The organism is Synechococcus sp. OH20, from assembly GCF_047502685.1.
GTDB lineage: Bacteria > Cyanobacteriota > Cyanobacteriia > Thermostichales > Thermostichaceae > Thermostichus.
In genome coordinates, this window is sequence record NZ_JANSIQ010000038.1 from 22763 (window position 1) to 35764 (window position 13002).

Here is a 13002-nt window from a genome sequence, read left to right on the forward strand (position 1 = left end):
ATGGGGATCCCCAGTGTTACTTTAGCCGACCGTGAAAATCTGAGCGATTTGAGAGCAAACCGCTGCTAGACTGTGGAGTTGAATACAAATACCAAAGTTGGCCAACTTCTGGCCGCTTTGCCTACGCCGGCTCTCCTGAGAGTGGGCGCTTGACATCCGGTCATCTCAGTGGGGAGAAGACATCGTGGCAACGGGTGGATATGCGTTGGTGGACAGCCTGCACCGGCACGGGGTGCAGCACATCTTTGGCTATCCGGGGGGAGCCATCCTCCCCGTCTACGACGAGCTCTACAAAGCCGAATCTCAGGGGCTGCTCAAACATTTTCTAGTTCGCCACGAACAGGCCGCGGCCCATGCTGCCGATGGCTACGCCCGCGCCACCGGCAAGGTGGGCGTGTGCTTCGCCACCTCGGGGCCAGGGGCGACCAACCTGGTGACGGGCATCGCCAACGCCATGATGGACTCTGTGCCCATGGTGGTGATCACCGGCCAGGTGCCCCGCCATTTGATCGGTACCGACGGCTTTCAGGAGACCGACATCTTTGGCATCACCCTGCCCATCGTCAAGCACTCCTACGTGGTGCGGGATCCGCGTCAAATGTCTCGGATTGTTGCCGAGGCTTTTCACATTGCCGGCACCGGGCGGCCAGGGCCGGTGCTGATCGATATTCCCAAAGATGTGGGCCTGGAAGAGTTCGACTACCAGCCGGTCACTGAGGTTAATATCCCCGGCTACCGGCCCACGGTGCGGGGCAACCCGCGCCAGATCCACGCGGCGGCCAAGCTGATTTTGCAGGCCAAGCGTCCCCTGCTCTACGTGGGCGGCGGGGCCATCATCTCCGGTGCCCATGCGGAGATTGCCGAGCTGGCCCACACCTATCAGATCCCGGTGACCACCACCCTCATGGGCAAGGGGGCCTTCGATGAGAACGATCCCCTCTCGGTGGGGATGCTGGGCATGCACGGCACTGCCTACGCCAACTTTGCCGTTACCGAGTGCGACCTGCTGATTGCAGTGGGGGCCCGCTTCGACGACCGCGTAACCGGCAAGCTGGACGAATTTGCCAAGCACGCCAAGGTGATCCACATCGACATTGACCCGGCAGAGGTGGGCAAAAACCGCGCTCCGGACGTGCCGATTGTGGGAGATGTGCGCACCGTTTTGGTGGAGCTGTTGGCGCAACTGAGCAAAATGCCCCACACCCCTGGCCAGACGCAGGCTTGGCTGGAGCGGATCGAGCGCTGGAAGCAGGACTACCCCCTTCAGGTGCCCCGCTATGAGGGTGTGATCGCCCCGCAGCAGGTGATCGATGCGTTTCGTCGCCACGCTCCCCATGCCTACTACACCACCGATGTCGGCCAGCACCAGATGTGGGCGGCGCAGTTTCTGCGCAACGGGCCGCGCCAGTGGATCTCCAGTTCTGGCCTGGGCACCATGGGCTACGGCTTCCCGGCGGCCATGGGGGTCAAAGTGGCCCTGCCCCATGCCGAGGTGATCTGCATCAGCGGCGATGCCAGCTTTCAGATGAACATGCAGGAGCTGGGCACGGTGGCCCAGTACGGCATTGCCACCAAGGTGGCCATCATCAACAATGGCTGGCAGGGCATGGTGCGCCAGTGGCAGCAGGCCTTCCACGGCGAGCGCTATTCCCACTCCGATATGGCTGCGGGCATGCCGGATTTTGTCAAGCTGGCCGAAGCCTTTGGCGTCAAGGGCATGCGCGTCGATCACCCCGATCAAGTGGACGATGCCATCCAGGAGATGCTGCGCCACGAGGGGCCGGTGCTGGCCGATTTTGTGGTCAAGCGGGATGAGAACTGCTACCCGATGGTGCCTGCCGGCAAAGCCAACTACCAGATGATTGGGCTGCCGGAAAAGCGGCAACTGGAACAGGCCGCCGAGCTCATCTACTGCCCCAATTGCGGCGCCAAAAACCCCAGCCTGCACAAGTTCTGCGCCGAGTGCGGCACCAAGCTTTAGAGCCGGCGGGCCTGGCCATTGGGTCGAGGAGGGTGGGATCCCTCTGAGAAGGGCCGCCGTTGTTTAACCGCCGCCTTTCGTGGTCATTATCAAAATCAAATCAAATATCAGGCTGATCCCTGACCTCTGGAAGAGAGCCTAGAGGTGGTGGCACAGAGTACTTACCAGGCCCACTGCGCTTGAGCCTATCAAGCAAGAGATTACGTATAGCGGGGACTGGATTTGAACCAGTGACCTTCGGGTTATGAGCCCGACGAGCTACCAGGCTGCTCTACCCCGCGCTGTTCTTCTAGCTTAGCCCCTCCAGCAGTCAGCCGGCAAGCCTACACCTCGGGAGACTGGGTACCGGACTGCGTGGGAACTCCCCGGCCAAGCTGTGGGAGTGTCAACCGAGTTTCGCCGTTTTGGGTGGGTATTGGCTTCAGGGATCCCTTCCTGGGCCAGAGTTTGCAGGACGGCTTGCACCTGCTTGCGGCTACCGATCATCCCCAAGTAATGGGGGCCGGAGTGATAAATGGCCCGTAGGGTTTGGCCATCGAGGTTGTAGCTGCGGGTGAGAAGAGCAATGTAGAGCTGCGGGATCCTCTGCAGATCGGGGATAAGCTGGGCAAAGGGCTGTGGGTACAGCCGCTCGGCATCGGGAAAGCGCTGAGGGGTTACCCAGTCCGGGCGGTCGTCCTGAACCCAAATGCGAAAGCCAGCCAGATAGGCGATACAAAGATCGAAGATCAAGCCAGTCCTCTCAGAATGGCCTGATGGAAGGCAACCCGAAAAGCCTGGAACCCGTTCTCCTGCCGACCGTGATAGACGGCGTTGGTGAGCAGGGCCACCACCAGTTCTCGCTCTGGATCGATCCACAGGGAGGTTCCGGTGAAGCCGGTGTGGCCGAAGGCGCCGGGGCTGAACGGGTAGCTGCTGGCCAAGGGATCCGCAGAGCGTAAGGCAAACCCCAAGCCTCGACGTTCGCGACCGCGCTGCGGAGCATTTGGCTGAGGCAACTGCTCGCGGGTCATTTCCCGCACCGTCTGCGGCTGCAGTAGGGATCCCGTCAAAAAACTCTCTCCGAAGGCGGCCACCTCCTCTGCCGTAGCGAACAGCCCGGCATGGCCGGCGATCCCGCCCAGGCGGGCGGCATTTTCGTCGTGAACCTGCCCCTGCAAACGGCGCCTTCTCCAGGGGCACAGCTCGGTGGGCGCGCAAGGGACAGAGGCAAGGGGTGGATGGAAGGGATCCCCCGGACAAAACCGGGTTTGGCCCAGGTTCAGAGGCCGCAAGACCTGGGCGTGCAAGATCTGATCCAGGCTGGCCCCGCTCAGACGTTCCAAAGCCAGGCCCAGCAAGATCAATCCCAGATCGCTGTAGACCACACGGGATCCCGGCTTGTAGGAAAAAAAAGTGTGCAGGGCCATGTGCCGGGCCGATGCGGCGTCGGGCTGTCGAAAAAGGGGTCGCCAGGCGGGCAAGCCGGCGGTGTGGGCCAGCAACTGCCGCACCGTCACCTGCCCTGCCGGGATCAGCTCGCCTTCGATTTCCGGTTCCACAGCAATCCGTTTCCCCGGCTGCAGAGGATCCTCATAGGGGGCAATGGGGCGGGATCCCTGAAACTCCGGCAACAGGAGACTGACCGGCTGATCCAACTGCAACGCTCCAGCTTCCACCAAGACCATGCAGGCGGTGGCGGTGTAGAGCTTGGTCAGGGAGGCCAGGTCAAAACAGATGGCCAAGGTTGTCGGTTGGCACTGGGTCTCAGGGTCAAGATAGCCTGCCGCCCTTGAGTAAATACACTTTCCCCGGTGGCGAATGGCCACCTGGGCAGCGGGGAAAAGGCGCGGGACGGCGGAGTTGAGCAGCTCCGTCAGCAAGGCCGGATCCCAACTCATCTGCTTCGTCTCCCCCTGGCTTGGGGATCCTCAAGCCAACAACTGGTAACGGCGTTTACAAAAGCCTACCGTTTCCCTGGCTAGGATGCCACCGTGGCTGGTTACATTGCCCAAGGGATCCCGAATGCGGCTGGAGTTGTTGCAAGCCTTTTTGAACGTGGTGGAGACGGGCAGCTTTTTGGCCGCTGCTCGCCTCAGGGGTCTGACCCAATCGGCCATCAGTCGCCAGATCCAGGCTCTGGAAGAGGCCGTGGGCGCCCCGCTGTTGCATCGCAAAAACCCGGTGGCCCCAACTGTGGCGGGAGAACGGCTTTTGCCCCATGCCCGTCGCATCTGTCAGGAATGGCAGCGGGCTCAGGAGAGCCTTCGAGAATGGCTGCAGGGCCAGCAGACCGAACTCTGCATTGCTGGGATCCATTCCCTGATTGCCCATCAACTGCCGCCCGTGGTGCAACAGTTTTGTCAAGAGCACCCAGAGGTGCAGTTGCGGGTCACGGCTCTGGGCAGCGACCGCGCCTTGAAGGTGCTCAGGGATGGGCTGGTGGATGTGGCCCTGGTCATGGACAATCCCCTGATGACGCGGGGGGCAGAACTGGTGGTGGAGCCGCTGTATTCCGAGCCGATTCAGGTGTTGATGCCCTCCACCCATCCCCTCAGCCGCTACGAGCAGATCCCCTGGAAGGCGCTGGCCGAGTATCCTCAGGCTGTCTTCAAGGATGGCTACGCCATGCGCTCCTTGGTGGGATCCCATCTGGCCCGGCAGGGGCTCCCTCTCAAAGCAGCCCTGGAACTGAACACCCTAGATGCCTTTCGGGGAGTGGTGCGACAGGGGCAGTTGATCGCTCTCCTGCCGGAGTCGGCCCTGGTGGACTGCTACGCCGATCCGGAGTTGCAGGTGCGGCCCACCGAGCCTCCCCTGTTGAGGCGGCAGGTGGTGATGGTCACCACCAGCGATCGCTACCAGATTCCGCCCATTCGCCGGTTTTTGCAGTTGGCCGCCCAGCTCATCAGGCAGCCCGAGGTTGAGCCCGCTTCCGGCACAGATCCCCACATCCCTCAGCCATCTGCCAGGTTGTTGTCAGTATCCTGAGTAGCCCAGCCCTCCTGATCGCCGATGCTATGAGCCAAGAGTTTCGCGAGCTGTTGAAAAAAATCGGCAGCGGCACCCATACTCACCAAGATCTCAGCCGAGCCGAAGCGGCCAGCGCTGCTCGCATGCTCTTGCGGGGGGAAGCCACTCCCGCCCAGATCGGAGCTTTTTTAATTGCCCACCGCATCAAGCGCCCCACCGCCGAAGAGCTGGCCGGTATGTTGGATGCCTACGCAGAATACGGCCCTCTTCTGCCCCAACGGGATTTGCCCCATCCTTTGATTATCTTTGGCCATCCCTACGATGGCCGCTCGCGGACTGCGCCGCTGGGGGTGCTGGTGGCTTTGCTGTTGGCCGCGGCAGGGGCAGCCGTTTTGCTGCATGGCTCCGGCTTTTGTCCCACCAAGTATGGTCTACCTTTGGAGGTCGTCTGGCGCCTCTTGGGGGTCGATTGGCGGGGGCTATCCCTGGGGCAGGTGGGGCAACTGCTGGAACAAACCGGGTTGGGATTTTTGTATTTGCCCACCTGTTTTCCCCAAGCCCAGGCCCTGATGGACTACCGGGATCAAATCGGCAAACGCCCCCCCTTGGCCACCTTGGAGCTGGTCTGGGCGCCCTACCAAGGCCCCTTTCACCTGGTGGCGGGCTATGTGCACCCGCCCACCGAGGCCACGCTGCTGGAGCTGTTTGCCCTGCGGGAGATCGGGCAATTTACCACCGTCAAGGGTTTGGAAGGCAGTTGCGACCTGCCGCGAGAACGAGCAGCTATCCTGAACCAGGGCGGGCAACGGCTGCTCCTGAAGGCTCGCGATTGCCACTTGGCAGGCCCAGAGATCCCTCTTGCCGGCGAAAAAGAGCTGCAGCAGCAGATGCAGCAGGTGCTCAGCGGCGATCCTTGTCAACTCACCCCAGCCGTTCTCTGGAATGGGGGCAGCTATCTGTGGCTCCTCGGCCATTCTCCCTCTTTGCAGGAAGGGATCCAACAGGCGCAAGACCTGCTTTGCTCTGGACAGGTGATGAAGAAGCTGAAACAACTGGCCCAGTTGATCGACCGCTCCTAGGGCCGGGATTCCTTGTTTCATAAGTTCACAAACTGGATTGAGGCACCCCCAGCCCCTCTCCCTGAGGGATCCCCTCACCCCCAGCCCCTCTCCCTGAGGGAGAGGGGAGTTGGGTTGCATCACCGGTTAAATAACTCTCACTCGGCAACAAAAAGCCCCCGGCCAGCTCCAGGGGGCAAGCAGTGAAAAGTTGGATCCTCTAGGGCAACAACTCCTCGATGGCCTCCTCCTTGGTGTTGGTGCGGCGGGAGAGGGTGCGGCGGTCGAAGGTCATGTGGATCTCCCGATTTTGCTCGCCGTCGGCAGCCACAGCAAAGATGGGGAAGTCGATGTTGCCATCGGGGAAAGCCATGTGGAAACGGAAGGTGCCATCGGGGTTGAGCTGGATCTTGCGCCCGGCGATGGTGACGGTGGCATCCGGCTCCGTGGCCCCGTAGACGATCAGCTCGGCATCAGCCACCAGCCAGAACTTGCGGGAGCGCCGCGGCAGGACTTCGGAAGCGCCGGAGAACAGCCCCAGGCCCGATCCGGAAGCCATCCAGGGAGCAGCAGGCACTTCGGCCATAGCCATCCCCATCATACCCACACCCGAGGGGATAATGAACGAGCTGATGGCCTGCTCCGGCACCAGTTGACGGCTGCCCATTTGGTGGCTGCCAAACAGGGATCCCGCCACCCGCATCGCCTCGAAGCCGCCCACCATATCCAGGAAGGGATCCGCCGTCGCCTCCCGCTGCGGCTCGTCGCCTTTGTAGGCCACCACGCCCATGCCGGTGGCGCTGCGCTTGTAGGGCTCGGTGAGCTGGTAGAGGGTGCGGCCCTGCAGTGCCACGTCGAAGGGCACCGTCAGGAAGTGCTCTTCAAACCAGTCGGAAGGATAAACCGGGGGCACCATCACCGCTGCCGAGCGGGCCAACATCAGCCAGCGGCCATCTGCCGTCCGGTAGCCGATCTCCACCAAATAGGAGCGGTCGCTCACCGGGATCGGCAAGTACCATTCCCGCGCCAGCTCGTCGCAGGGGTACTCCTGCATGCTGTGGGCCGGTTGGCGGTCGAAATCAATATCTGTCACATCGTACAGACGCAGCGCCAACTGTTGGCCGCCCTCGCGGCGCTTGCTCTCCTTGGCTTCGTTGGGCACATCCCAATAGGCGTAGGCCCATTGGGGATCCCGCGGCAGCAGGACAATGCGGCTTTCGCCATAGCCGTCGGGCAGATCCCCCAGCCCCTTGTCTACATCGGCCAGATCCGGCTTGCTAGCTACTTGGCCGACATACTTCGTCCCGGTAACCGACTCTTGCCCGCTGGGCTCCGGCATCGCATCGGTGGGGCAGCCAGTTTTGGCTTGGGCTTCTCGAATGGCCTCGATAAGCTGGTCTTTGGTCATACGGCTGTACTTGGGGATCTGATAGCGGGCAGCTTCTTCTCGCAACTGCCGGATGGTCATTTCTTCCAACGGGATCCGCTCTGGTGGCATGGTCAGGGTCTCCTGTCTTCGACAACTCAGGCTTTGTGCAATGCTCCAGCTTCTAACCCAAAGGCCGATCCCAGCTTGTGGCTCAGTACAGCCTTGAACCTACTGGCGTGACGGCCTGCTTTGCACTCTCCAACCCCTGATGATTCCAGGTCGGGATCAACGGGGATCACAAAGAATGATGAACACATGTTTGCGTATTTTTGCCTGGCGGTCAAGAGCTTGGGGATCGCTGGGGATCAACGCCTGGCTTTCCCAGCCATCTTGAGCCAGGGATCCCGCCGCACGAGGGAAAAACATCGACCGCTGCTCTCCAGCCAAAGGGAGGACTGCGCGGGATCCCCTACCGAACCGGCCCTGCCTGGGTAGCATGGGGGAAGGGTGGGCGGCTGCAGAGCAAACCACAGGTTTTCAGGCCGTGAGGTGGGGGCATGAGGTGGTGGAAAGATAGAACTCAAGGCGCAGGGATCCGAGCGATCTTGGCAGCGCTGGGGATCCTGGTCTGGCCGGGGGGAGCTGTCGAGGCGCAAACGCTGTTTCCTCCCCTTTACCGCCTGCAAGGGGGATCCCCTGCCCCAGCGGTTGAGAAACAACCCTTCCCGGAAGAAACGCCCTGGCGCCCGGTTACTCCCGACCAGGTAGAAGTAGAGTCGGCGTTTTCTAGCGAGAACACAAGCTTGGAAGGGCCGATTTTCGATTTGGACTTGTTGCGCCAGTTCGGCAGCGGGGGCGGTGGCTCGGGTTCTGGACAGGGAGAAGTGATCGGGCCTGGCAACGGCCAGAGTGGGGTGCGCGGCTCCAGCCCTGGCTCAGGGGGGGGAACTGGCCTCGAAGCAGGATCCCGGCGGCAGACCCCGCAGGTAACAGGGCTGATCGTGGATGCCCGCGGCCTGGATTTTCTCCCTAGCCAATCGATGCGCCTTTTGGATCCCGACGGCAACCCAGTTTACCCGCCCCTCAACCTTGGCCAGGATCTCAATGCTGCCTTTGTGGGCAGCGAGGGCACTGCCGCCTATACCACCTCAGAAGAGCAGGCCCGCTCGCTGGTCAACCGCATTGGGGAACGGCCCCACCGCATCCGCGCCACCCGCATGCTGGGCTACGACCTGGTGATCTCCGCCGAAGATGCCTTCAACCTGCGCCAGATGAACGCCAGCGACGGCTTTCTGGATCGCTTTGCCGTGGTAGTCATCTGGGATGGCAGCCAGGCCAGCCGGCCCTGAAGTCTGGCCCAGGGATCCCGGCGCTGGCCTCGAAGGGGATCTGGGGATGTTAGCCTAGCAAACGTGCTCCGCGCCGCCGACGCAAACGGCTTTTTCTGGGGATCCCAACCCTATGCAACGGTTTGCCAACCAACCTCTGCGGGAACGGCCTCATCTAGCGGTATTTTCTTCCAGCAAGGTGGGCAACTTCGTGGTCGCCGTCCCCCTCCTGCGTGGCCTCAAGGAAAAATACCCCGGCTGTGTGCTGGATTTTTTCGGCAGCGAGATTACGCGCGACTTTGAGCTTCACTGTCCCTATATCGACTTCAGCTTCCCCCTCTACAGCCGCCGCCCCGATTACCTCGAGGCCCTAACAGCAGCAGTGCGGGATCGTGTGGCCCAGGCCGGGCCTTATGATCTGGCCATCAATTGCGACGAGTTCAGCGAGCTCAACCTGGTGGCGGTGACGGCCCTGCGCCCCCAGTACATTGCCGGGGCTGGCCTGACCTTGGATTTTCGCCGCAAGCTGGATCCCGGCCCCGACCCGGTGCAGCGCATGCTCCAGGATGACGACTGGAACAGCCTGGAGTTTTTGCAGCGCTACAAAGATATTCTCACCAGCAACTACATTGCCGAGATCTTCTGCCGCCTGGCTTATGTGGAAACAGATTTTTTCCGCCTGGAGCTGCCCAGCCGGGATCCCGATTTTCCCGTGCCGGAAGTCCTGGTGCACATCACCACCACCCGCCGCGCCAAGATGTGGCCACTCGAGTACTGGCGCCAGGTGATCCAGTGGTGCCGGGGGCAGGGCCTGCAGGTGGGGCTAATCGGCAGTGCCCCGGAGCTGCAGCGATCCCTCTACCACGGCGGCGGCGAAGATGAGCTGCTGGCGCAAACGGGGATGATCGACCTGCGGGGCAAAACCAGCTTGATCGAATTGGCCGGGGCCCTGAAGCGGGCGCGGCTCTGTATCTCCGTGGACGCGGGGCCGATGCACATTGCGGCGGCCGTGGGCTGCCCCACCATTGCCCTGTTTGGCAACGATGCCGATGGCGATGGAGCTAGCCCGGTGCGGCTGTGGGCACCTCGCCTGCCCCACGTTTACGTTACCCAAACTTCCTATAAATGCCGGGTCTGCGTGGAAAACAAGTTCAAAAACGAAGCCTGCCTGGTGGAGGGCCACCCCTGCATGGCCCACCTCCGGCCAGAAACAGTCATCGGCTACCTGCAGGAGATTCTAAATCTGAAGAAGACGTAGGACTTCCAGCCGATCTCTTCCCTCACCCCCATCCCCTCTCCCAGCCCTCACCCCCATCCCCTCTCCCTTTGGGAGAGGGGAGCTACAGAGCGAGGGGACAACTGTTGTTCATGGCTATTCGAGATGGCCATAGCTCCCAGGGATCCCCGTCTTTTTCCCTGCTGACCAGGGGGGTGGCAGAGAGGGCCCAGGAGCGCAGGTCGGATCCCTGACAGTCCGCTTAGGCTGAGAGTTCGAGGCTGAAAACTCTGTGCCTAAACCGTTTGGGTGTGAGCTGTAACGTTGAGAACGCGCAAGTGGGGCGGTTTGCAGAGTGGGGCCAAATGAGAGCCTGGCAAGGGGTTGCCCTGAAGCTGCTGGCCACCTTTTGCTTTGCCTGTTTGGGGGCGATCATCCGGCTCAACACGCCCGCCCTGCACCCTTTTGAAATTGTGTTCTTGCGCAACCTATTTGGGTTACTTGCCCTGGTGCCACTGCTTTTGCGAGCAGGGATCCACTCTCTGCGCACCGCCAAGATGGGCTTCTACCTCCTGCGCTCGGCAATCAGCACCTTAGGGATGCTGCTTTCCTTCTGGGCAGCCAGTCTGTTGCCTTTGGCGGAAGCAACGGCGCTGAGCTTTGTCCAGCTTTTGTTTGCCAGCCTCATGGCGGTCTGGGTGTTGGGCGAACAGATGCGCCCCTCCCGCTGGCTGGGATTGGGCCTGGCGTTTGCCGGGGCCTTGGTGATGCTAAGGCCGGGCTTTCGGGAGCTCTCTTTAGGGACAGGGCTAGCTTTGGCGGCGGCAGCCCTCTTTGCCTGGGTAACCATTGTGCTCAAGATCCTCGCCCGCACCGAGTCCAGCCTCACGATCACCGCCTACATGGGCTTGTTGCAGACTCCCCTTTCCTTCTTTGCTGCTGTTTGGGTTTGGAGCTGGCCTTCGCCGGAGCAGTGGCTGTGGATGGCGACAATGGGGCTGCTGGGCAGCCTGGGCCAGGTGGCCCTCACCCAAGCCTACAAGCTGGCCGAGGTGACCATGCTGCTGCCTCTTGATTTTTTCCGCCTCCTCTGGGCTAGCCTGATCGGGTTCTGGGTGTTTGCCGAGATCCCGGATGGGTGGACTTGGATGGGCGGAGCCTTGGTCTTGGCAGGCGCCACCTCTGGGGCCTACAGGGAAGCCCGGCTGCAGAGGGCCCAAACCCCGGCCTGGACTGGCAAAGTTGGAAAGCGGGAAGATCTCTAGGCCAGCCTAGAGCCGCGGCAGGACGGGACTGGAGCTGGTCAAGTCGGTGGTGGTGAGGGCCACCAGCAGGGCTTCCGGGCTGACGGGGAAGGGCAGATGGTGAATATCGGATCCCGGCTGGCAGGCCACTTGGGCAGCCTGCAGCAGCTCAGCGGATCCCAGGTGGTTGAGGTGGAGATCCCGCAAGTTGAGGGGCAGCCCCACCTGGCGGTAGAACTCCAGCAGCTGGGTGCGGGCGGCCAGCGCCAACTGGCTTCCCTGCAGGATCTCCTCCAGGCGGAGCTGGGCCAAGATGCCAAAGGCCACTTTCTCGCCGTGCAGGGTGGCCCGGTGCCCCAACAGATGGGTGAGGCCGTTGTGAACGGCGTGGGCGGCCACGGTGCGACATTTGGCCCCTCCCATGCCGCCGACGATCCCCGCTAGGCAAATGCAGGCGTCCACCACCTGCCTCCAAGCAGTCCCACCTGGCTCCCGCAGGGCCGCCACCGATTTTTGCAAGAGCAAATCCCGTAAGACGCGGGCCTGCTGCACAGCGCCGATCACCAGGGCATCTTCTGAACTGCCGCTGCTCACAGAAGACTCGTACCACTTGGCCAAGGCATCCCCGATCCCGGCCACCAGGGTGCGTGCTGGCGCTTGCAGAATCAAGTCATAGTCCAGGATCAAAGCGGCAGGTGCCTGCTCCAAGGCCACATCCCGCTGAAAAGCTCCGGCCTCCGAGTAGATGTTGGACAGGGCGCTCCAGGCGGCACAGGTGGCAGCAGAGGTGGGCACCGTCGCCACCGGGATCCCCAACCGATGGGCCACCAACTTGGCCGTATCCAACGCCTTGCCGCCCCCCACCCCCAAAATGCCGGTTACGGATTCTGCTGTGGCCAGAGCCTGGAGACGAGCCAGCTCCGATTCGCTGCAATCGACGCCATAGGTGCTCCAGTAGACCTGAACGGCGGGATCCCGCTCCAGATTGCGCTTCAGGGGCAGTTCAGCCACAGCTAGCGATCGCTCCCCCCCGATCACCAACACGCGGGATCCCAGGATCGTCAGAGGTACGGCCTCGAGGATGCCGCTGCCGCGGTACAGCCGGCCTGGGGCCGGAATGGCCAGATCCCATTTGCAAGAAGAGGCGCTCAGCATTGCCAGAAAGGGGAGAGAAATCAGCTCAGTGTTTGTGAATACAGAACATGATCTTAGCGGCAAATCCTAGAGGTCTGGCTCGCCGCAGGGCTATAGTTAGGGCTAAGTTAGCGTCAACCTTCTCTGGCGCTCACCCAGCAGGGCAACGGTGCCGTTTAGCAACAAGGGATCATGAACCCGACGACCCAGCATCAGCTCATACTCAAAATTGTGGCCGGCTCCGCTTGGGCCGATGGGCATTTGGAACCCCAGGAACTGGCCTACTTGGGATCCCTGCTGCGCCGCTATGGTTTGGAGCACGATACCGAGCTGCGAGAACTGATCCAAAAGCCCATCCCGATGGAACAAACCGAGCGCTGGATGGCCGATTATCTTGCTCAGGCCAGTGAAACCGAGCGCTTACAACTTTTGGGAGCAATTGGCAACCTGATGATGGCTGACGACACAGTCTCTCCAGAAGAGCACACCCTCTTGGATGACTACCACACCCTCATGGCAGGGATCCCACCTCGTCCAGAATCGGCGCCCAATCTGGTGAAGGGTGTGGGGCAATTTTTCCGCCGCGTGGCCAAGGCTGTGAGGGGAGAGGCTTCCTAACACATTTTGACCACACCATCTGGGGAGCGGCGCAGGGAAAAGTTTGATTAACGTAAGGTGCGGAATTCCCCACCCGGGTGGGGATGGATAGCACCCTCTGAC

The 13002-nt window shown here is 61.8% G+C and carries 12 protein-coding genes and 1 tRNA gene; 7 read left to right on the top strand and 6 right to left on the bottom strand.

The window, feature by feature from the left end; all coding sequences use genetic code 11:
* Positions 1 to 154 precede the first annotated feature (154 nt).
* Entirely contained in the window at positions 155 to 1981 is a 1827-nt protein-coding gene (gene ilvB / locus NW826_RS08920) for a biosynthetic-type acetolactate synthase large subunit (protein WP_414509947.1), read from the top strand.
* A 207-nt stretch (positions 1982 to 2188) separates the two neighbouring features.
* Here ilvB and NW826_RS08925 read toward each other — a convergent pair.
* From NW826_RS08925 to NW826_RS08935, 3 genes are all read right to left on the bottom strand, one after another.
* Positions 2189 to 2262: transfer RNA gene (locus NW826_RS08925), tRNA-Met, on the bottom strand.
* 13 nt (positions 2263 to 2275) lie between these two features.
* A complete protein-coding gene (locus NW826_RS08930) occupies positions 2276 to 2713 on the bottom strand; it encodes an XdhC family protein (protein WP_414509941.1) in 438 nt (145 codons plus the stop codon).
* Positions 2710 to 3861 carry a serine hydrolase domain-containing protein gene (locus NW826_RS08935; protein WP_414509942.1) on the bottom strand — a complete coding sequence of 384 codons (1152 nt, stop codon included), beginning with the start codon at positions 3859 to 3861 and terminating at the stop codon, positions 2710 to 2712. Before NW826_RS08935 ends, NW826_RS08930 begins: the two co-directional genes overlap by 4 nt.
* A 124-nt stretch (positions 3862 to 3985) precedes the next feature.
* On the opposite strand from NW826_RS08935, the gene NW826_RS08940 reads away from it, so the two are divergent.
* Together NW826_RS08940 and NW826_RS08945 are read left to right on the top strand one after the other, a co-directional pair.
* Positions 3986 to 4951: a LysR family transcriptional regulator gene (locus NW826_RS08940; protein WP_414509943.1), complete on the top strand. Its 966-nt coding sequence runs from the start codon at positions 3986 to 3988 to the stop codon at positions 4949 to 4951.
* Positions 4952 to 4980: 29 nt separating this feature from the next.
* The gene (locus tag NW826_RS08945; protein WP_414336078.1) at positions 4981 to 6012 is read left to right on the top strand and encodes an anthranilate phosphoribosyltransferase family protein; all 1032 of its coding nucleotides are present in this window, start codon (positions 4981 to 4983) and stop codon (positions 6010 to 6012) included.
* A gap of 199 nt (positions 6013 to 6211) precedes the next feature.
* On the opposite strand, the gene NW826_RS08950 is transcribed toward NW826_RS08945, so the two are convergent.
* Both NW826_RS08950 and NW826_RS08955 read right to left on the bottom strand, forming a co-directional pair.
* On the bottom strand, positions 6212 to 7489 hold the full coding sequence (locus NW826_RS08950; protein ID WP_414336173.1) for a DUF4912 domain-containing protein: 1278 nt from the start codon (positions 7487 to 7489) through the stop codon (positions 6212 to 6214).
* 156 nt (positions 7490 to 7645) lie between these two features.
* On the bottom strand, positions 7646 to 7786 hold the full coding sequence (locus NW826_RS08955) for a hypothetical protein (RefSeq protein WP_414427114.1): 141 nt from the start codon (positions 7784 to 7786) through the stop codon (positions 7646 to 7648).
* Between the two features lie 131 nt (positions 7787 to 7917).
* Between NW826_RS08955 and NW826_RS08960 the strand changes: the two genes are divergently transcribed.
* From NW826_RS08960 to NW826_RS08970, 3 genes are all read left to right on the top strand, one after another.
* Positions 7918 to 8709, top strand: a complete 792-nt coding sequence (locus tag NW826_RS08960; RefSeq protein ID WP_414509944.1) for a hypothetical protein — start codon at positions 7918 to 7920, stop codon at positions 8707 to 8709.
* Between the two features lie 112 nt (positions 8710 to 8821).
* Positions 8822 to 9946, top strand: a complete 1125-nt coding sequence (locus tag NW826_RS08965; RefSeq protein ID WP_414509945.1) for a glycosyltransferase family 9 protein — start codon at positions 8822 to 8824, stop codon at positions 9944 to 9946.
* 323 nt (positions 9947 to 10269) lie between these two features.
* Entirely contained in the window at positions 10270 to 11169 is a 900-nt protein-coding gene (locus NW826_RS08970; protein WP_414509946.1) for a DMT family transporter, read from the top strand.
* A 6-nt stretch (positions 11170 to 11175) separates the two neighbouring features.
* Here NW826_RS08970 and NW826_RS08975 read toward each other — a convergent pair whose 3' ends face one another.
* The gene (locus NW826_RS08975) at positions 11176 to 12303 is read right to left on the bottom strand and encodes an iron-containing alcohol dehydrogenase family protein (protein ID WP_414347060.1); all 1128 of its coding nucleotides are present in this window, start codon (positions 12301 to 12303) and stop codon (positions 11176 to 11178) included.
* A gap of 171 nt (positions 12304 to 12474) precedes the next feature.
* Between NW826_RS08975 and NW826_RS08980 the strand changes: the two genes are divergently transcribed.
* Positions 12475 to 12900: a TerB family tellurite resistance protein gene (locus NW826_RS08980; protein WP_414336125.1), complete on the top strand. Its 426-nt coding sequence runs from the start codon at positions 12475 to 12477 to the stop codon at positions 12898 to 12900.
* Positions 12901 to 13002: the final 102 nt, after the last annotated feature.

Bases quoted from the DNA above. Each gene is read 5' to 3' on its own strand.
- NW826_RS08935 (WP_414509942.1), bottom strand. From the start codon at position 3,861: ATGAGTTGGGATCCGGCCTTGCTGACGGAGCTGCTCAACTCCGCCGTC.
- NW826_RS08940 (WP_414509943.1), top strand. From the start codon at position 3,986: ATGCGGCTGGAGTTGTTGCAAGCCTTTTTGAACGTGGTGGAGACGGGC.
- NW826_RS08945 (WP_414336078.1), top strand. From the start codon at position 4,981: ATGAGCCAAGAGTTTCGCGAGCTGTTGAAAAAAATCGGCAGCGGCACC.
- NW826_RS08950 (WP_414336173.1), bottom strand. From the start codon at position 7,489: ATGCCACCAGAGCGGATCCCGTTGGAAGAAATGACCATCCGGCAGTTG.
- NW826_RS08955 (WP_414427114.1), bottom strand. From the start codon at position 7,786: ATGTTTTTCCCTCGTGCGGCGGGATCCCTGGCTCAAGATGGCTGGGAA.
- NW826_RS08960 (WP_414509944.1), top strand. From the start codon at position 7,918: ATGAGGTGGTGGAAAGATAGAACTCAAGGCGCAGGGATCCGAGCGATC.
- NW826_RS08965 (WP_414509945.1), top strand. From the start codon at position 8,822: ATGCAACGGTTTGCCAACCAACCTCTGCGGGAACGGCCTCATCTAGCG.
- NW826_RS08970 (WP_414509946.1), top strand. From the start codon at position 10,270: ATGAGAGCCTGGCAAGGGGTTGCCCTGAAGCTGCTGGCCACCTTTTGC.
- NW826_RS08975 (WP_414347060.1), bottom strand. From the start codon at position 12,303: ATGCTGAGCGCCTCTTCTTGCAAATGGGATCTGGCCATTCCGGCCCCA.
- NW826_RS08980 (WP_414336125.1), top strand. From the start codon at position 12,475: ATGAACCCGACGACCCAGCATCAGCTCATACTCAAAATTGTGGCCGGC.